Annotated in this window: 18 protein-coding genes; 7 read left to right on the top strand and 11 right to left on the bottom strand. The window is 41.0% G+C overall.

Annotated elements, in window-relative coordinates; all coding sequences use genetic code 11:
* Positions 1 to 161: 161 nt before the first annotated feature.
* The 3 genes from ACYQ1I_RS13290 to ACYQ1I_RS13280 all read right to left on the bottom strand — a co-directional run bounded on the left by ACYQ1I_RS13290 (position 162) and on the right by ACYQ1I_RS13280 (position 2,839).
* Positions 162 to 1,292, bottom strand: coding sequence for a zinc-dependent alcohol dehydrogenase (locus tag ACYQ1I_RS13290; protein ID WP_459766098.1), 1,131 nt, complete (start codon positions 1,290 to 1,292; stop codon positions 162 to 164).
* An 86-nt stretch (positions 1,293 to 1,378) separates the two neighbouring features.
* On the bottom strand, positions 1,379 to 2,212 hold the full coding sequence (locus tag ACYQ1I_RS13285) for an alpha/beta fold hydrolase (RefSeq protein ID WP_459766096.1): 834 nt from the start codon (positions 2,210 to 2,212) through the stop codon (positions 1,379 to 1,381).
* Between the two features lie 12 nt (positions 2,213 to 2,224).
* Positions 2,225 to 2,839, bottom strand: a complete 615-nt coding sequence (locus ACYQ1I_RS13280) for a TetR/AcrR family transcriptional regulator (protein ID WP_459766094.1) — start codon at positions 2,837 to 2,839, stop codon at positions 2,225 to 2,227.
* A gap of 267 nt (positions 2,840 to 3,106) precedes the next feature.
* On the opposite strand from ACYQ1I_RS13280, the gene ACYQ1I_RS13275 reads away from it, so the two are divergent.
* The 4 genes from ACYQ1I_RS13275 to ACYQ1I_RS13260 all read left to right on the top strand — a co-directional run bounded on the left by ACYQ1I_RS13275 (position 3,107) and on the right by ACYQ1I_RS13260 (position 8,336).
* Positions 3,107 to 3,553 (top strand): MarR family winged helix-turn-helix transcriptional regulator, encoded by a 447-nt coding sequence (locus tag ACYQ1I_RS13275; RefSeq protein ID WP_459766092.1) that lies wholly within the window; start codon positions 3,107 to 3,109, stop codon positions 3,551 to 3,553.
* Positions 3,550 to 5,265 carry an ABC transporter ATP-binding protein gene (locus ACYQ1I_RS13270; protein ID WP_459766090.1) on the top strand — a complete coding sequence of 572 codons (1,716 nt, stop codon included), beginning with the start codon at positions 3,550 to 3,552 and terminating at the stop codon, positions 5,263 to 5,265. The genes ACYQ1I_RS13275 and ACYQ1I_RS13270 overlap by 4 nt, the downstream gene beginning before the upstream one ends.
* Positions 5,258 to 7,018: an ABC transporter ATP-binding protein gene (locus tag ACYQ1I_RS13265; protein ID WP_459766088.1), complete on the top strand. Its 1,761-nt coding sequence runs from the start codon at positions 5,258 to 5,260 to the stop codon at positions 7,016 to 7,018. The genes ACYQ1I_RS13270 and ACYQ1I_RS13265 overlap by 8 nt, the downstream gene beginning before the upstream one ends.
* A 367-nt stretch (positions 7,019 to 7,385) precedes the next feature.
* Positions 7,386 to 8,336: a sugar-binding transcriptional regulator gene (locus ACYQ1I_RS13260; protein ID WP_459766086.1), complete on the top strand. Its 951-nt coding sequence runs from the start codon at positions 7,386 to 7,388 to the stop codon at positions 8,334 to 8,336.
* A gap of 43 nt (positions 8,337 to 8,379) precedes the next feature.
* On the opposite strand, the gene ACYQ1I_RS13255 is transcribed toward ACYQ1I_RS13260, so the two are convergent.
* The 4 genes from ACYQ1I_RS13255 to ACYQ1I_RS13240 all read right to left on the bottom strand — a co-directional run bounded on the left by ACYQ1I_RS13255 (position 8,380) and on the right by ACYQ1I_RS13240 (position 11,571).
* Positions 8,380 to 9,414, bottom strand: a complete 1,035-nt coding sequence (locus tag ACYQ1I_RS13255; RefSeq protein WP_459766084.1) for a zinc-binding dehydrogenase — start codon at positions 9,412 to 9,414, stop codon at positions 8,380 to 8,382.
* Between the two features lie 93 nt (positions 9,415 to 9,507).
* A complete protein-coding gene (locus ACYQ1I_RS13250) occupies positions 9,508 to 10,779 on the bottom strand; it encodes a PTS galactitol transporter subunit IIC (RefSeq protein ID WP_459766082.1) in 1,272 nt (423 codons plus the stop codon).
* 25 nt (positions 10,780 to 10,804) lie between these two features.
* The gene (locus ACYQ1I_RS13245) at positions 10,805 to 11,086 is read right to left on the bottom strand and encodes a PTS sugar transporter subunit IIB (protein WP_459766080.1); all 282 of its coding nucleotides are present in this window, start codon (positions 11,084 to 11,086) and stop codon (positions 10,805 to 10,807) included.
* Between the two features lie 23 nt (positions 11,087 to 11,109).
* Complete coding sequence (locus ACYQ1I_RS13240; protein ID WP_459766078.1) at positions 11,110 to 11,571, bottom strand: PTS sugar transporter subunit IIA; 462 nt, start codon at positions 11,569 to 11,571, stop codon at positions 11,110 to 11,112.
* A gap of 361 nt (positions 11,572 to 11,932) precedes the next feature.
* On the opposite strand from ACYQ1I_RS13240, the gene ACYQ1I_RS13235 reads away from it, so the two are divergent.
* The 3 genes from ACYQ1I_RS13235 to ACYQ1I_RS13225 all read left to right on the top strand — a co-directional run bounded on the left by ACYQ1I_RS13235 (position 11,933) and on the right by ACYQ1I_RS13225 (position 14,590).
* Positions 11,933 to 12,835 carry a transketolase gene (locus tag ACYQ1I_RS13235; protein ID WP_459766076.1) on the top strand — a complete coding sequence of 301 codons (903 nt, stop codon included), beginning with the start codon at positions 11,933 to 11,935 and terminating at the stop codon, positions 12,833 to 12,835.
* Positions 12,836 to 12,864: 29 nt separating this feature from the next.
* The gene (locus ACYQ1I_RS13230; RefSeq protein WP_459766074.1) at positions 12,865 to 13,854 is read left to right on the top strand and encodes a transketolase family protein; all 990 of its coding nucleotides are present in this window, start codon (positions 12,865 to 12,867) and stop codon (positions 13,852 to 13,854) included.
* Between the two features lie 67 nt (positions 13,855 to 13,921).
* Positions 13,922 to 14,590 (top strand): HAD family hydrolase, encoded by a 669-nt coding sequence (locus ACYQ1I_RS13225; protein WP_459766072.1) that lies wholly within the window; start codon positions 13,922 to 13,924, stop codon positions 14,588 to 14,590.
* 259 nt (positions 14,591 to 14,849) lie between these two features.
* Here the strand turns inward: ACYQ1I_RS13225 and ACYQ1I_RS13220 are convergent, their stop codons facing one another.
* The 4 genes from ACYQ1I_RS13220 to ACYQ1I_RS13205 all read right to left on the bottom strand — a co-directional run bounded on the left by ACYQ1I_RS13220 (position 14,850) and on the right by ACYQ1I_RS13205 (position 17,540).
* Positions 14,850 to 16,484 (bottom strand): M56 family metallopeptidase, encoded by a 1,635-nt coding sequence (locus ACYQ1I_RS13220; protein ID WP_459766070.1) that lies wholly within the window; start codon positions 16,482 to 16,484, stop codon positions 14,850 to 14,852.
* Between the two features lie 4 nt (positions 16,485 to 16,488).
* Positions 16,489 to 16,863 carry a BlaI/MecI/CopY family transcriptional regulator gene (locus ACYQ1I_RS13215; RefSeq protein ID WP_459766068.1) on the bottom strand — a complete coding sequence of 125 codons (375 nt, stop codon included), beginning with the start codon at positions 16,861 to 16,863 and terminating at the stop codon, positions 16,489 to 16,491.
* A 224-nt stretch (positions 16,864 to 17,087) separates the two neighbouring features.
* A complete protein-coding gene (locus tag ACYQ1I_RS13210; RefSeq protein ID WP_459766066.1) occupies positions 17,088 to 17,285 on the bottom strand; it encodes a hypothetical protein in 198 nt (65 codons plus the stop codon).
* 75 nt (positions 17,286 to 17,360) lie between these two features.
* On the bottom strand, positions 17,361 to 17,540 hold the full coding sequence (locus ACYQ1I_RS13205) for a hypothetical protein (RefSeq protein ID WP_459766064.1): 180 nt from the start codon (positions 17,538 to 17,540) through the stop codon (positions 17,361 to 17,363).
* Positions 17,541 to 17,548 lie beyond the last annotated feature (8 nt).

Below are 17,548 nucleotides of genomic sequence, written 5' to 3'. Positions count from 1 at the left end.
GTTATTTTGATTAATCACTTCTTTATTCAATAGTTTAAATCTTCGCCATCGCCCTATCAATTCCTCTAATTTTCCCATTATTTTAAAGCTAAGGATTCAATTTGCTGGCTAAAAAACAACACCGGCCTGAGCTATCATTGCATCAGGCCGGTGCTGTTTCTCTATGGTTTTAAAATCACTTTAATACAATTATCCTTCTTTTCATCAAAGATCTCATAGGCATGCTCCCCTTTATCTAAAGACAGCTTGTGGGTGATGATGTCTGTGGCATCGATTTTTCCCTCCTGAATGAGCTTCAATATGGGATCAACATAGCTATGGGCGGGACACTGCCCCATCTTTAAGGTAATATTCCTTGAAAAAAAGTCACCCAGGGGAAACATGTTGTATCGGGCACCATAGACCCCTACCATGGAAACCGTGCCTCCCTTTCTGACGGCCTGGGTGGCAATTTCTATAGCTGATTTTGAACCACCCTGAAGCTTTAATGCACTTTCAATCATCTCTAGGGTTGTCATTTTTCCATCCATACCAACACAATCTATCACCACGTCTGCCCCACCGTTGGTAATTTCCTTGATGTATTCGCCGGTGTTGTCATGATGCTGAAAATTAATGGTTTCTACACCATTGTAGCGATTAGCATGCTCCAGTCGATAATTAATATAGTCTACGGCTATGATTCGTCCGGCCCCGAAATAGGCTGCCCACTTCATGGCCAATAATCCTACGGGCCCACAGCCTAAAATCACCACCGTATCATCCTTCTTAACACCACCGTTTTCAACCCCCCAGTAGGAGGTGGGCAAAATATCTGTCAAAAATAGTACCTGTTCATCGGTCAATTCCTCTGGTACAATCGTGGGGCCAACATTGGCATAGGGAACCCTCAGGTACTCTGCCTGCCCTCCGTCATACCCACCAAAGGTTTTACTGTAGCCAAAATAGGCGCCTGTTTCACCATTCTCATTTGAATTATCACACTGACTCCACAAATCATGCTCACAATACCAGCAGTGACCGCAGGAAATTGGAAAAGGGATAATAACTCGATCTCCCTTTTTTACCCGGTGGACATCCTTTCCGACTTCCTCCACAATTCCCATGGTCTCATGGCCCAGCACAAAGCCCTTGGGCATATTGGGCACCATCCCATGGATTAAATGAAGGTCAGATCCACAGATGGCGGTGGAGGTCACCTTTACAATAATATCATCATCCTTTTTAATTTCCGGGTCACCAATATTTTTAACCTTTACATCCTTAATTCCTTCATATACGATGGCCTTCATTTAAGCGTCCTCCCAGCATAGGTTTAGATACTATTAGGTTTTCCATCGTATCAAGAAATATGTGCATGAAGCCCCAATATTTAAATTTAACAAGGTTCCTTTGGATACTTTTCAAGCAAAAAATCTAAGACCTGCTGGTTAAAATCCTTTGCTTCTTCATAAGCACCGTGGCCAAGCCCTTCATAAATTAACAGCTTGCTTGAATTAATTTTTTCTGCCATTTCCACTGAATTATTTTCTCCCACCACATGATCTTTATTACCTCCAATAATCAGAGTAGGGCACTGGATTAGATGCAGTTCATCATAGGCCTGATGGGTTAAACAAGCCTGTGCCTGAATTAAAAACCTATTGAAGGATTTTGGCCTGCTTATTCTGCTAATGATGGGGATAATGGGCTTATATCTTTTGTATTTTTCTTCCGTAAATGTCTTTTTAATTGTATCTGTAACCAATTCTTGATATTTATTTTCTCTGGCCATTTGAATCCAATTTTTAATAACCTGCTGCAATACAGGATTTTGCTTGGCAGCTGAAACACCTATTACTAGCTTCTTTACCCCTTCGGGATAATCAATTGCCAGGTACTGGGCAATCATTCCACCCTGGGAAATACCCATCACATAGGCATCTTCAAGCCCCAGCATTTCCATGGCCTTCCTTTGATCTCTTGCCATATCCCTGGTGGTCATTTCTTCTTCTAATTGATTTTTTCGACTAAAAATATAAACTTGAAATATTTTAGCAAAATGGCGATAATACCATGAAAGATTTAATGCATTGCCCTTAACGGTCTGTAGTCCATCACCTAGTCCAGGCAAAATAATGAATGGTTTATCGCCCCTACCGAAGGTAACATAGTCCATTTCAGTATCTCCCATAATGAGTTGTTTTTTTCTGGCATGATAGAGCATGTTCATTCCCTCCCTTATTTATAATCCACCCTTTAGCATTTCTATATAGCCCCTCAGCTTTTCAATGTATCGATTCTTAGCCTCATGTAAGTCAGAAAATTCATCTATCGATCTCATAAATTCTTCGTTAAAGCCTAATAGAAACCATCTAATTATATTCAAAGCTTTTGTACTATCTCCCTTGAAGGCAGTTTTATCTATGGTCTTCAACAGGCCCTGATAAAAGTTAAGACCCATTTCTCCATATTTTAGAATGGTTTGATGGTAAATAGCTGTTTCATTTGGTGAAAAAGCCCTTTTAATAAATTTGTACTGATTAGGATGCTGAATATACCAGTCTATTTCCAGTTCTGCACACTTAATAATTCTCTCCCAGGGGTCTGTAGGAAGTGACTCCATATATTCTTTAAAGCTGCTTGATAAATTCAAAATTACATTATCTAATAAAAAAAAGTATAGGTCTTCCTTACTGGCAAAATATTTATACAGGCTGCCCTTGCTAATGGCTGCCTCCTTTATTATTCGATTAGTTGAACCCTCATAATAGCCATAACAAGAAAATTCCTCCAGGGCTGAATTCAAAATTTTATGTCTTTTTTCACTTTTTAGCTCATGGAATAATTGTAAAGGCAAGTTTATCATCTCCAGTTCGGTGACCACGTGGTCCCTTCAAAATTTTATCTTAGTGACCAGCTGGTCACTAACTATAACATAGTATATTTTTAAAATATTGTCAAGCTTTCCGTCTGTTTGGTATTCCTTGAAAATATTTTAATTATCATTCCTATTTCCTCTATAATGAATTCTCTATACTTCAGCATATTTGACACACCTTTCAGCCTGTGCTATGCTAGTTATTATCAAATAGTTGCATGAACAACTAATAGAAGGAGGTCTACCATGGATTTACTGACGAAATATATTAGCCGTACTGCCCGCTGTGCCACCCTTTATCGAAGTAGTCAGCTGGAACAGTACGGATTAAACGGCTGCCAGCATTCCTACATATTGAATATTTGTAAAAACCCCGGTATTTCCCAGGATCAGCTGGCTAAAATCATTTATGTCAATAAAAGCAGTGTAGCAAGGCAGCTGGCCCTGCTGGAGCAGGGGGGCTTCATTACCCGAACTCCCCACGAAGCCGACAGAAGACAGATGCAGGTTTTTCCCACCGATAAGGCGCTCAATGTATACCCAAGGCTGATGGAAATACTTGAAAATTGGAATCAGCTGCTGCTGTCTGACTTTTCACCGGAAGAGCAAAGAAATCTCTATGCCATGATGGAAAGGGTGATGGAACGGGCCATCAGCCTGGTAACAGAAGGAACAGCAGGTGACAAGGAATGAAAAAATTTATTGAATATTTAAGGCCCTATTTTTCCAGAATGCTTCTGGGCCTTACAATTAAATTCACCGGCACCATCATGGATCTGCTACTGCCCTGGATTTTAGCCCATATGATTGACTATATTGTTCCGCAAAAAAATGTAAGACTCATTACCCTGTGGGGCCTGATGATGGTAATTGCCTCCATCGTTGCAGTGGCAACAAACATTATTGCCAATCGAATGGCCACCAGGGTTGCCAGGGACACAACGGAAAGAATTCGCCATGATCTTTTTCAAAAAACCGTAGCCCTTTCCTGTAGCCAGGTGGATGATTTTACAATTCCATCTTTAACTTCAAGGCTTACCTCCGATACCTACCATGTTCATCATATGATCGGTATGATGCAGCGGCTGGGTGTTCGGGCTCCGATCTTATTAGTTGGAGGCCTGATGGTGACCCTTACCCTAGACCCGGTGCTGGCATTGGTTTTACTGGGGGTACTGCCCTTTATTTCCCTTGTTATCTTCTTTGTTTCAAAGAAGGGAATTGCCCTCTACCAGAAGCTTCAGCAGTCGGTGGATGATATGGTTCGTATCGTTCGTGAAAACATCACCGGTATTCGGGTGATCAAGGCCCTGAGTAAGGGTACCTATGAAAAAGGCCGTTTTAAGAGCATCAATAGTAAAGTCATGAAGGATGAAAAAAGGGTGGGGCTCACCATGGCCATTACCAACCCCATGATGAACCTTTTATTGAATTTAGGCTTGACCCTGGTGATTTTGGTAGGGGCTTACCGGGTTAATGACGGCCTGACCCAGCCTGGCAAGATTATTGCCTTTTTAACCTACTTTACCATTATCTTAAATGCTATGCTTTCAATCAGCAGAATTTTTATTATATTTTCAAAGGGAAGTGCCTCCTTTCAAAGAATTACCGAGGTACTGGAAACTCCCGAGGATTTGCTGATAGAAGACCACCTGCCCAACCATTCCGATTACCATATTTCCTTTGAAGGGGTTTCCTTTTCCTACCATAAGCAACAAAACAATTTAACGGATATCAATTTTCAATTGAAGCCCGGTGAAACCCTTGGTATTATTGGCCCCACCGGCAGTGGAAAATCTACTATTTTAAAGCTCTTAATGCGCTTTTACGATGTAGATCAGGGAACTGTAAGAATCAATGGTCAGGATATCAAAAGCATTCCTAGAGAGACCCTCCACACAAAATTTGGTGTGGTGCTGCAAAATGATACCCTATTTGCCGACACGATTGCCGAAAATATTAGCTTCGGCCGAAGGCTTCCTGAGCAGGCCCTTCGGGAGGCCGCTGGTTTTGCCCAAGCCAGGGAATTTATCGAGGCCCAGGAAAGGGAATATCAGCATCAGCTAACGGTTAAAGGAAGCAATTTAAGCGGCGGACAAAGGCAGCGCCTGTTGATTTCCAGGGCCCTGGCAGCCAGGCCCGAAATCCTGCTTTTGGATGATTGTACCAGTGCCCTGGATTACCAAACCGATGCTCGCCTCAGAAGGGCTCTCCATAATCATTTTCAAGATACCACCACAATCATTGTGGCCCAACGCATCAGCTCCATCATGGATGCAGACCATATCATGGTTTTGGATGAAGGCCGAATCATTGGCTATGGAACTCACCAGGAGCTTATGGAAAATTGTGAAAGCTACGCAGAAATCAGTCGTTCTCAAATGGGGGTCAGTCAATATGCATAATAAAAAGAAGGGAAAAATTAATCATAAAATTATTCTCCGGCTGTGGGAATACCTCTTTCAATATAAATGGTGGCTGCTGCTTGCCCTGTTTCTGACCCTGACCAGCAATTTATTGGCGCTGTTGGGTCCTTTGCTTTCGGGCTATGCCATTGATGCCATTGAGCCTGGCAGGGGAGCTGTTATTTTTCAGCGGGTCTTTTACTACTGTGGCCTGATGATTGTCTTTTATCTGTTATCCTCGGCCTTGGCCTACGGGTTGTCAATCGTTATGATTAATTTAAGCCAGCGGGTTGCCCATAGCCTGAGGCGGGATGTTTTTGCAAAATTGTCAGATTTACCAGTGGGCTATTTTGATCGTTTTCAAACGGGAGATTTAATCAGCCGAATCACCTATGATATTGATACGATTAATGCCTCTTTATCCAATGATTTAATACAAATTTGCACCAGCTTGATTACAGTTTTTGGCTCCCTTTTTATGATGGTGATGATTTCTCCGGTTCTGGTACTGGTTTTTGCTGTTACCATTCCCATTTCCATCCTCTTTACCAGGTATATGACCAGCAGGGTACGCCCCTTGTTTAGAAGGCGTTCTGCCAAGCTGGGAGAGCTCAATGGCTTTGTTGAAGAGATGATCACAGGACAGAAAACTATTAAGGCCTATCATCAGGAAAAAAACATGCTGGCCCGGTTTGATCTTAAAAATCAGGAGGCCGTCGATGCCTACTACAACGCAGAGTATTACGGCAGTATGGTGGGCCCATCGGTGAACTTTATTAATAATCTGTCATTATCCCTGGTCAGTGTTTTTGGTGCTTTGCTGTATCTCTTTGGTCGTCTTTCGGTGGGAAATGTATCATCCTTTGTGCTTTATTCCAGAAAATTTTCCGGCCCCATTAATGAAATGGCCAATATTATCAGCGAGCTGCAATCTGCCGCAGCTGCTGCCGAAAGGGTATTTCGTTTAATTGATGAAGCCCCCGAATTAGATGCCCGGGGAGCTTATGATTTGACTGACGTTAATGGTGAAGTCACCATGAGCCATGTCAGCTTTGGCTATGGGCCAGAAAAAAACATTATTCATGACCTTAGTCTAAGGGCTCGTCAGGGCAGTCTGGTGGCCATTGTAGGCCCCACAGGAGCAGGAAAAACCACCCTGATTAATTTGCTTATGCGATTTTATGACCCTAACGGAGGTAAGATATCCCTTGACGGAGCTTCTATTCAAGGGGTAACCAGAAAAAGTCTTCGGGCCTCCTATGCCATGGTTTTACAGGACACCTGGTTATTCCAGGGAACCATTTTTGATAACATTGCCTACGGCAGAGAGAACACTACCCTGGAGGAAGTGGTTGCAGTTGCCAAGGCTGCCAAAATTCACAACTATATTATGCAGCTTCCCCAGGGCTACAATACGGTATTACGGGAGGACGGCATGAATATTTCCCAGGGCCAAAAACAGCTTTTAACCATTGCCCGGGCCATGCTGCTGGATGCAAAGATGCTGATTTTAGACGAGGCCACCTCCAATGTCGATACCCGTACAGAGCTTCAAATTCAAGAGGCTATGCGGAATTTGATGAAAAACAAAACCTGTTTTGTCATCGCCCATCGTCTTTCTACCATACAAAACGCCGACACCATTTTAGTGGTAAAGGATGGCAACATTGTCGAACAGGGAGATCATCAGACCCTGTTGGCAGCTCAGGGGCTTTATGCTAAACTATACCATGCCCAATTTGAAAGCTATTAACCTAAATGAAAATCCCTCCCGGTCAATAAAACCAAGAGGGATTTCTATTTCCTCTGTCAGTTGGTTATTCCATTCCACAACAGGGAGGGAATGAGAATAAAAGAAAAAATACCGGCATTTCTCTATATAGAACCTAAAATAAAGCCCTGCCATTCTTTACCGATTTCATAATTCCCCTTTGAATGGGATAAAATGTATTATAATTTAAGAAATTGTGCTATAATCTTTATAAATGGATTACTGTAGTATTTGAAAATTTAAGCAGATGATCTTACAATGAGATCTGGCCCACGGGCTATTTTTGACAGCATAAAAACGACTACCAATTATCTGATATTTAATCATTACTTAAGGAGAATTATTGTCTATGAGTGCACGGGAAGAATTATTAATTAGAGCTGCTGAGCTTTATTACCAGCAGGGCCTTAGCCAGAGTGCGGTTGCAGAAATTTTAGGCACCTCTCGCCCAACGGTTTCACGAATTCTTGAAGAAGCCAGAGAGCTAGGCATTGTCAGGATTACGATCCAAAGCTCAGTTAAAAAAAATGCCGAGCTTTCAAAAAGCCTTAGAAATACCTTTAAGCTCAAGGATGCCATTGTCATTCAAGGAGATTACAATTATGATGAGGGCCTAAAAAAATGCGGTGAGGTTGCCGCACAGTTTTTGCTTAGTATACTGGAAAACAACATGAATATAGGAATTACCTGGGGACCGGCCATTCAATATATCATTAACGCCCTTGAAAAAAATACAGATTTTTATAACATCCATATTATCCAAATGGCTGGAACCCTTGGTACGGGAAACCCCCATCTCGACGGCCTGGAGCTGGCCTTTCACCTGGCGGAACGCCTCAACGGAACCTATTCAAATATTTATGCCCCCGTATTTGTTGATAATGTCGATGTGTACAATCACCTGTTAAATGAACCTCAAATTGCCAACACCTTAGAAAAGGCCCAGCGTCTGGATATAATTTTAACCGGTATTGGCTCCTTGTTTCAGGAATCATCAACGCTGCAAAAGGCAGGCTACCTTAATGAAGCTGAACGCCAGGTGCTCTTGAAAAAGGGAGCCGTTGGTCATATGCTGGCACGCATGTTCAATCAAAATGGAGAAGAGGTTCAAAATCAATCAAAATATGTGGTTTCCGCTCCCCTTTCTACCTTGAAGACAGCAAAATGGTCCATCGGATTAAGTGCTTCCGTTGAAAAGGCCGTACCGGTGTTGACGGCGATTCGGTCAAATTTTATCAATACCCTTATTGCCGATGAAAAACTGGCAAAGGAGCTTTTACGGCTACATTCATTGGAATAAGAAATGGGTCTGACTTTCTTAAAATAGAAAGCCAGACCCATTTTTACGAGCATTTAATAACGGCCTTAACCACCTGAGCCTTCAGGGATTTATCGAATCCTTCCCGCCAGTTGTCTAAATCTACAATTAATGAAACAATTTCATCGGGCTTTACAATGCCTGATTCTAACAATTTCATTGTTTTTTCCCAGGAACTTGGTTTTTGTGATCTTGATCCGATATACCTAATTTCTTTTTGCAAAATAGCTTCTGTATTGATTTCATTAAAATGCTTCGGGAATACCCCCATTTGTATTACATCCGCCTTTTTCCTTGCTATCTCCAGACCTTTATTTAAAGCTGCCACCGCTCCAGAGCACTCAAATATCTTATCTGCCCCCCTACCGTTGGTTAGCCGATTAATTACTGCAACGATATCCTCCGTCTGTTGATCAACCACCATGTCAATTCCAATATTTTTAGCAATTTCAAAGCGATCTGCATCCTTGGTGACCCCTGCCAAAATGACATAAGCCCCCCGGGCCTTGACCACCTGGCTAAGGAGCAGCCCAATGGCTCCGGGGCCAAATACGACACAAATATCACCCTTTTCAACATTGGTTTTTTCCATTGAAGCATGGACACCGCAGGCCAATGGCTCTGAAAGGGCCGCCGAAAGAAGACTCACATTATCCGGTATTTTGTGCACACTCTCTTCTCTGCTCAGAACATATTCTGCGAAGCCTCCATCCACCTGGGTACCCAGGCCCTTGCGATGCGAGCATAGGTTATAGTCCTTTTCCTTACAGGGTTCACAGATGCCGCAGGTAGAAAAGGTGGTTTCAGTCGTTACTCGATCCCCTACCTGAACCTTTGTTACCTCTGGCCCGACAGCCGTAACATAGCCCGATAATTCATGGCCCAACACAACCGGGGTAACGGTACTGCTGTAGGTTCCATGAAAGGCATGTAAATCTGAGCCGCAAATTCCTGCATATTCAACCTTAATCTTTACTAAATTACCGGTTGCCTCGGGTTCCGGAAGGTCAACCAATTCCATATTATCGTATCCATCTTTCTTTTTCATTAATGCTCTCATTGTTATCCCTCCGTTATAAAAGAACTTGTTCTTTAAATTGAAAGATGTATGTCGTTGATTCAACATACACCTTTCTCAATTTTTCCAATCAAGCTATATAAATGTTTTAACCAATTCAGACAGCTTTAGCACCAGCCAATTTAGTATTGAACCGCCTGAGGTAATGCTGGACATCTGCGCAACACCCTCTGGAATACTATAGTTGGCACTGATCATCATATCTGTATAAACAGGGGCAAAGGCTGTGGCAACATAGAATGTAATAGCCAAAAGTATGGTACCTGTCACAACAGATCGAATGATATTCCCTTTATTATGGGCAACAATAAAGGCTACATAAAAGGGAATGGAAGCCAAGTCACCAAAGGGAAGCACCTTATTACCTGGTAAGATTGCAGCCAGCAGTATCATTACCGGTACAAGCAGTAATGCTGTAGATATTACAGCAGGGTGCCCAAGGGCAATGGCTGAATCTAAACCTATATATAATTCCTTATCACCAAATTTTCTTTGTAAAAATACCTTGGCTGCATCTGAAATAGGCAATAGACCTTCCAGTAGAATCTTGACCATTTTGGGCATTAAATACATAACTGCTCCCATTGTTACACCCAGAAGCCATATTTGACCAATTTCATACCCTGCCAACAGTCCCAGTACAATTCCCAGAAGAACACCTAAAATCATTGGTTCTCCAAATACTCCCAGTCTTTTTTGTATGGCATCTGAATCAGCATTGATTTTATTTAGCCCCGGTATTTTATCGACAACTTTATCAATGACAAAGCCAATGGGAACCCACATTAAAGAAGATGCTGTTGAAAGGGAAACCCCTTCGATTTCAAAAAATTCCTCCACATAGGGGGCTGTTTTATCAGTTAATACAAGTAATACGATTTCAAATAAAATTGTACAAATTACAGAAAATATAAGACTGCCAGTTACAACATAGCCTACGGCACCGGCAAACATAACATGCCAGTAGTTCCAGATATCAACATTCAGGGTTTTGGTCGTATTGGTCAAAATCATAATGAAGTTTACCAGAATACAAATTCCTATCAACACTGCGGCAATAGGAGAACCCCATGCTGCAGCAGAAGCCGACGCCCATCCCCCGTCAATAACGGTTAAATTTAAGCCAATTCTTTCGACCATCATTTGGGCTGCCTGCCCTAGATTATCCATTAATAAGCCAATGATTAGATTAATACCTATGAAGCCAATCCCCACTGTGATTCCAGATTTTAGGGATTGCTTTATTCCAAGGCCAAATATAGTACCGATAACTAATAAGGTGATAGGCAGAATAGCTGTGGCACCTAATCCGATGATATAATTAATCACATTGACAATGATATTCATATATTAACCCCCTTTAAGAATGTACTTATGACTTCAGTACTTCTAAAATCTGATTGTCAACCTTCTCAGCGCCGATGCCGGTAATATAGGCTGTGGCTTTAATGGCAGGTATACTGTAGGTGGTGGGCAGTATTGTAGAAGTTACGATTAAATCCGCCTCTCCTTGCTTAGAAGCCACCTCTGCAATTTTACATTGAATGAGCTTAATATTAATTCCATTTTTCTTTGCCAATTCCTCAACACGTTTAGCCACCAGGGTTGAGGTTGCTACACCCGTTGCACATGCTATGATAATTGTTTTTGTCATTTTCTCCACTCCTTTTAAATTATTTACTCAATTTGTTGTAGTATTTCTTCTAATTCTGCTGTTGTTGAGGCATTAATGATTCTGTTGATCATGTCCTCATTCTGAAAAATAGCCACCAGCTGTGTCAATACCTGAATGCTTGATTCCGGTTTGTCCAGCCCCATCATAAATATTAGCTTGATCTCTCCTTCCTGGTTAAAATCCTCCATCATTTTAAATTTCACTGGCTTTTTTAAGGTAACAACAGAAATAAAAGGGACCTGGGTATGAATTGGATCAGTATGGGGAATGGCAATATTATAATTGGTTAATCCAATTCCAGTTGGAAAAGAGGCTTCTCTCTCTTTAATTCCTGTATAAAAGCTCTCTTTTGCATAGCCCTTCTGAACAATATTGCTGCACATAATCTGGAATAGTTCATCCTGATCCCGACAGTCTAAATTCACTTGAATCAGATCTTTTTTAATTAATCCTTTTAAATCCATAAATAGCCTCCTGTTTTAAATATAGGGTTCCCTTAATCTAAAATTCCCACACCCTTTTCAATTGATCATTATTTTAATCAATTGTTCAAATTTTTATTAAATTAATCATATAAGAAAAGGTTTGCATTGTCAATTATAAAAATTATATTTGTTATTCCATATATTTACAAAGGCTATTTTTAACCTTATAATCGTAATATTTATAGTATTTTCATTATCTTTATTTTACTTTTCATATTGACAAATAATTTGTTAAATGAAATAATAGAGTTAATCATAAGTTCATTTTATTGAACATAATTTCAAAACCACTTTTCTTCTGTAGCTTGTCCTTTAAATTAATATAGAGAGGAGATTAACAATGTCTAAAAATTATTCTAATGAAGCGATTCAAAAAGCAGCACATAATATCCGTCGGCATTTGCTTAAGCTGACCATCGAACGTGGTGGTTGTTATTTGGGCCAGGCCTGCTCTTCAGCCGAAATTCTTTCTACCCTTTATATGAGAATACTCAATCTTGGTCCTAGCCAAGGGCCTGTGGTTCCGGGAGCCTTTCCTGGTGTTCCCACCCCTGATAACATGAATTACCTGAAGGGGTCTTCTTATCACGGCGATCCATCGGCGGATTTTGATCGTTTCTTTGTTTCACCTGCCCATTATGCCTCTGCGGTTTACGCTGCTTTAGTGGAATGTGGCCGATTATCGGAAGACGCAATGGAAAAATTCAATGTAGACGGCTGGTCTATGGAAATGATTGGAGCTGAACATTCACCTGGCTTTGAAACCACTGCCGGCTCCCTTGGTCAAACCATCAGTATAGCTGCTGGTACAGCCCATAGTAAAAAGCTAAAAAACGAAAGGGGCAGGGTTTTTGTCTTCAAATCTGATGGAGAGTTTCAAGAGGGTCAAACCTGGGAAGCCCTTCAAGCAGCATCCTTCTATGGCCTTGATAACCTGGTGGTTTATGTAGATGTTAACGGTCAACAGGTAGAAGGCTATACAAAGGACGTCATGAACATTGAACCCTTAGCTTCCCGTTGCGAGGCCTTCGGAGCCAGAGTGGTCAAAGTAGACGGCCATGATATTGAGGCTTTAACTGAAGCTGCTAAGCCACAAAATGATGGCAAGCCCCTTGTTGTATTAGCATATACCTCTGCCACCCATGGAATCCCACTGCTTGAGGAGCGTAAGCCCTTCCTTCACTTCGTACGTTTAACGGCAGAGGAAATCCATCGATATCAAGCATTTTACGACCAAATGTAATCAAAACTATAAATTAAGAGGTGATTTTAATGAAGCTTGAAAAAGGTGTACACGCTAAGCATTTAATTGATTGGGCCAAGGATAAGCCTGAGGTTGTTGTTTTATCGGCAGATCTAGGCAGCTCCTGTGAAATTAAAGAATTTAAAGAGGCGTATCCAGAGCGATATTTTTCTTTGGGAATCGCCGAACAAAATATGATCAGCTGGGCCGCTGGCATGGCCCGAGAAGGCTTTAGACCCTTTCTTCATACCTTCGCTGTTTTCTTCTATCGACGGGCATTAGATCAACTGCAAATGTCTGTGGCCTACCCCAATTTACCAGTAACCTTTGTCGGGTTTTTACCTGGTATTATGACACCGGGAGGAACCACCCATCAAGCCATTGAAGATGTTGCAGTTTTAAGGGGAATACCTAACCTAACCATATTGGATTGTGGTGATGCAACTGACGTAGAATCTGTTTTAGATGTAGCCAGGAAGGTTAACGGACCTGTCTATATTCGTATGCTTCGTGGTGAAATTCCAAGACTTTTTAGCCGAAACGAACCCATGGAATTAAACAAGGGCAGGGTATTAAGCACTGGTACAGATATTGCACTGTTTTCCAGCAATATTTGTACAGAGGAGGCTATGCGTGCCACTAAGGCCTTAAAGGAAAAGGGCTTGTCAATCGAGCATATTCACATTTCAACCTTGAAGCCCTTTACTGATCCCCTGGTGGTGGAAGCCTTGAAAAAGGTTAAATACGGCGCTATAACCATTGAAAACCATACTGTCATTGGGGGCCTCGGAACAGCTGTTGCCGATGTTATGGCTGAAAATGCCATTGGAAAGCCGTTGGTCAAGGTGGGCATCAACGATACCTATACCCACGGTGCCTCTAAGGCTTATTTGATGAAAAAATACGGCTTGGATGCCACCGCCCTGGTAGCAGGTGTTGAAAAACTGATTGGAAAATCTTTAAATATAAAGGAAGAAGACCTTGAGGCTGTTCGTCTGGAGGATTATTCTCAGGTTTAAAGGGATTGGATATATCAAGTCATAGATAAGAAAAGGGATTGTTACATTCTACGGTTTGGAGGTTAATATGTATAAAGCATGTATCTTTGATTTAGATGGAACCCTTGTCAATACCCTTCATTCAATTGCCCACTACGGCAATTTGGCCCTGTCTTATTATGGACTTCAGGAAATCCCTACAGAAGATTATAAGGATTTTTGCGGCTATCACACTGATGAATTCTATAGACGGATGCTCAAACACATTAATATAGAAAATCAATCTATAATTAACCGGGTTAAAAAACTAAATAATGAATTGTATGACAAGGACGTTCTCTATAAAATAGAGGCCTACCAGGGAATCAGCTCCCTTATTAATACCCTCAGGAACCGAGGAATCAAACTGGCGGTTTTATCTAACAAGCCCCATGCTACAACCCAAAATATTGTCTACTCTCTTTTTGGTAAGGATACCTTCGAACGATGCTATGGGCAGCGTAAAGGCTTTCCTGGGAAACCGGATTCCGCCCCTCTTTTGAAGTTAATCGACGAGCTTAACTTAAATAAGGATGATTGTGTCTATGTAGGAGATACCTCCATTGACATTGAAACAGGAAAAAATGCAGGCGTATTAACCGTAGGTGTTTCATGGGGCTTTCGAGATAAGGCCCACCTTGAATCCCACGGAGCAGATATGATTGTTAGTACACCCGAGGAAATACTGCATCAGATTCAATGGCAGGCCCCCATATAATAGCCATTAAAAAAGCTCATTGCCAGAAACTTTATTTCTTATCTGGCCAATGAGCTTTTTATTTATCTATCTTCATAATTGTTTATTTTCATGCTTGATTATTTTCTTAATCCCCTCTACAGCATAGTTAATTGATTCTGTCGAAAGCCAGATGATTTCTTTAATATGTCCATCGAATATATCTCATAAGAGTCCCTCAACAATAAAGCCGGCTACCCCTGATTCATTAAATCAGCAGTATGCCGGCCTTTAATTGAGACTATTCTATTTTTGTCATGTAGTCCATGGGATTAACCGGTTCACCCTTCACTCTAAATTCAAAGTGAAGATGGGGCCCTGTGGAGTTTCCTGTTGAACCCACTTCAGCAATCTTGTCACCCATTTTCACCGTATCACCCAGGGCTACGTTTAAGGTATCGCAATGGGCATATAGGGAACCGGTTCCATTTCCGTGGTCGAGGATAACGTAATTTCCATAGCCATTCATCCCCAATTCCTCGTAGGTTGCAATGACAGTTCCATCCTGGGCTGCAAAGATTTCAGTCCCTGTTGGTGCTGGAATATCGATACCATCATGAAAATAACTATCGCCTGTTACAGGATGGATTCGCTCGCCGTAGGGAGCACTGATACGATCATAGTTTGAAGGAAATTTTAACGGCTCCATCTCATCCAAATTGATTGGCTCCTTATCCTGGTAATACACTTGAAAAAATAGGTCAATTCTCGAAATCTTTTCAGGTGCATGACGATATTCATTGTCTGCTGTCATTGCGTTGACTGTTTCTTGATATAAGGCTTTAAAGCCTTCAAAATCAAAGGCCCCATTTTGATTTTCCACATAATTGTCAAAAACTACATTTTCATCAATCACAGGAACTACGTTCTTAGCCATTACCGTTCCGGTAATCATTAGACTAAGGCCAAGCCCCATGGAAATTGCCATTACCTTCTTTGAAACCTTTCTTTTTTTCATAATCATTACTAATCTCCTTTCAATTCCCCTTCTGTTATCACAAAGGGTTGTATAGATTCCTGCCTTTCTGTTCACACCCCAACTCATCAAATTTAGAATGATCTCTCCATAAAATTGTCTTTCTTCCATGCCCATGGCCTTTACCACCTGTTCATCGCAGGATAGCTCACATAACTCATTCATATGGTTTACCAATCGGTATACAAGGGGATTAAACCAGTGGATGCCATTGACTAAAAATGCCCCTGCCTTTAGCCATAAATCCTTTCGTTTAAAATGAATCAGCTCGTGCTGAAGGATCACCCTCAGCTCCTGATCAGTTAGCTTCACCTCGGGCAAAATTAAGCAGGGCCGAAGCAGGCCTATCATCATGGGGGTATCAATCAATTCGTTTGAAAGCAGGGGAATGGCCTTCCGAATTCCCATGTCTTCCTTACATTCCTGCATCAGCCCATAGGCCCGGGATTCCTCCATACTGAGGCTGGTTCTTAAAATTTTCCTTTTAAAGCGTAAATAGGTGCCATAGCGATATGTAGTCCATCCCAACACACCCAATAGCCAGACATAGGGCAAAAACGGCATGATTGGTGTGATGGGCCCCATATTTTTTCCTTCTAATGACAGCCGTAGGTCTTTATTTTTTAGTTCTGCCCCTTCCAGGGATTCATCAGTGAAGTGGGGATATATATTTTCTACTTGAATGAATTGAAGCATCTCATGCTCTTTAAAATCTGAATCAGCCCCTGCTCTAATCCCTATGGGAACCAGTAAAAAAACAACCACAGTCCAGGTAATATAGTAGTTCCATCTGGCTGAAAAGTGTTTAATGGTTATGGATTTTAGTCCTAAAAGTAGTATTGTTAAAATACTCCCCGTTACAGACATGGCTAAAACAGCTTTAAATATGGTATGCAGCATACCTTTACCTCCCCTTTAAAAGGATTTTCCGCAGTTCTTCAATTTCTTCCTGGCTGATTCCATCTCCTTCATACAGGGCAGTGATAAAGCTTCCAATCGATCCATTATGAACACGGTCTAAGTAAGTTCTGGCCTCCAAACACTTATATTCCCCCTCTGACATCAAAGGAATATACCGCTTGGCCTTCCCTTGCTTTACAGCCTTCAACACGCCTTTTTCCACCAGCCGAGACAAAAAGGTAAATACGGTGGTGGGCTTCCAATCCTTCTCTTGATTGAGCTTTTGTAAAATTTCAGCCGCAGTAATACCTTCTTCTGAAGCCCAGATAACCTGCATAACCTCCATCTCTGCCTCTGATATACGTTGCAGTTTAGACATTATTCTCACCTCCTTCGCTATTCACTCTACATGTTGTAGTATAAATTAATTCTACAGTGTGTAGAGTATAATGTCAAGGAAATTTTTCTCAGTATTTTATCTAGTTAAACAAAAACCCAGGAAAGCCCCCAAAATGAAGGCTCCAAAAAATAAATAAAGATACTAGAATAAATACTGTCAATTCTAGTATCTTTAAAGATTTCTTAAATTGATACCACTGTGTTTTAATATGGCATAGGTTTTGGATCACTCATTAGTTTAATTATGCCCATATCGTTATTACTAATAGGCAGGTTAACTATTTTTTGAGAGCCATATTCAACATCATCAAGTAAAGGGGTATAGGCCAATACATAATTGCTGCCGATGAAAACGAAAAGACAAATAGCAATTGTAATTAGATTTTTTAATATTTTTTTCATTGTAACCACTCCATACTTGTTAATATTAATATTAAAGAAAAATGCTATTTTACCTTAACTTACTCTTATAAGGCTTTAATGTGCAATTGGATTAGGATCTCCCATTGTCCTAATAGGCTGTTCTTGATTTATAATTGTTATAGGTTTATTTTGGTCTCGTAAATTAGGGAAACTCTTAATTAATGTTAGTTGACTACTGAATAAAACACTAAGACAGATAAATAGTGCAGTTAGTTTTCTAATTATTTTAATCATATGAAACC

The organism is Alkaliphilus crotonatoxidans (genome assembly GCF_054658015.1).
This window is presented reverse-complemented; position numbering and strand designations above follow the sequence as displayed.

Excerpts from the sequence above, each read along its gene's own strand:
- ACYQ1I_RS13245 (WP_459766080.1), bottom strand. The coding sequence starts at position 11,086 with ATGACAAAAACAATTATCATAGCATGTGCAACGGGTGTAGCAACCTCA.
- ACYQ1I_RS13265 (WP_459766088.1), top strand. The coding sequence starts at position 5,258 with ATGCATAATAAAAAGAAGGGAAAAATTAATCATAAAATTATTCTCCGG.
- ACYQ1I_RS13255 (WP_459766084.1), bottom strand. The coding sequence starts at position 9,414 with ATGAGAGCATTAATGAAAAAGAAAGATGGATACGATAATATGGAATTG.
- ACYQ1I_RS13260 (WP_459766086.1), top strand. The coding sequence starts at position 7,386 with ATGAGTGCACGGGAAGAATTATTAATTAGAGCTGCTGAGCTTTATTAC.
- ACYQ1I_RS13275 (WP_459766092.1), top strand. The coding sequence starts at position 3,107 with ATGGATTTACTGACGAAATATATTAGCCGTACTGCCCGCTGTGCCACC.
- ACYQ1I_RS13225 (WP_459766072.1), top strand. The coding sequence starts at position 13,922 with ATGTATAAAGCATGTATCTTTGATTTAGATGGAACCCTTGTCAATACC.
- ACYQ1I_RS13230 (WP_459766074.1), top strand. The coding sequence starts at position 12,865 with ATGAAGCTTGAAAAAGGTGTACACGCTAAGCATTTAATTGATTGGGCC.
- ACYQ1I_RS13205 (WP_459766064.1), bottom strand. The coding sequence starts at position 17,540 with ATGATTAAAATAATTAGAAAACTAACTGCACTATTTATCTGTCTTAGT.
- ACYQ1I_RS13290 (WP_459766098.1), bottom strand. The coding sequence starts at position 1,292 with ATGAAGGCCATCGTATATGAAGGAATTAAGGATGTAAAGGTTAAAAAT.
- ACYQ1I_RS13215 (WP_459766068.1), bottom strand. The coding sequence starts at position 16,863 with ATGTCTAAACTGCAACGTATATCAGAGGCAGAGATGGAGGTTATGCAG.
- ACYQ1I_RS13250 (WP_459766082.1), bottom strand. The coding sequence starts at position 10,779 with ATGAATATCATTGTCAATGTGATTAATTATATCATCGGATTAGGTGCC.
- ACYQ1I_RS13235 (WP_459766076.1), top strand. The coding sequence starts at position 11,933 with ATGTCTAAAAATTATTCTAATGAAGCGATTCAAAAAGCAGCACATAAT.
- ACYQ1I_RS13220 (WP_459766070.1), bottom strand. The coding sequence starts at position 16,484 with ATGCTGCATACCATATTTAAAGCTGTTTTAGCCATGTCTGTAACGGGG.
- ACYQ1I_RS13210 (WP_459766066.1), bottom strand. The coding sequence starts at position 17,285 with ATGAAAAAAATATTAAAAAATCTAATTACAATTGCTATTTGTCTTTTC.
- ACYQ1I_RS13285 (WP_459766096.1), bottom strand. The coding sequence starts at position 2,212 with ATGAACATGCTCTATCATGCCAGAAAAAAACAACTCATTATGGGAGAT.
- ACYQ1I_RS13240 (WP_459766078.1), bottom strand. The coding sequence starts at position 11,571 with ATGGATTTAAAAGGATTAATTAAAAAAGATCTGATTCAAGTGAATTTA.
- ACYQ1I_RS13270 (WP_459766090.1), top strand. The coding sequence starts at position 3,550 with ATGAAAAAATTTATTGAATATTTAAGGCCCTATTTTTCCAGAATGCTT.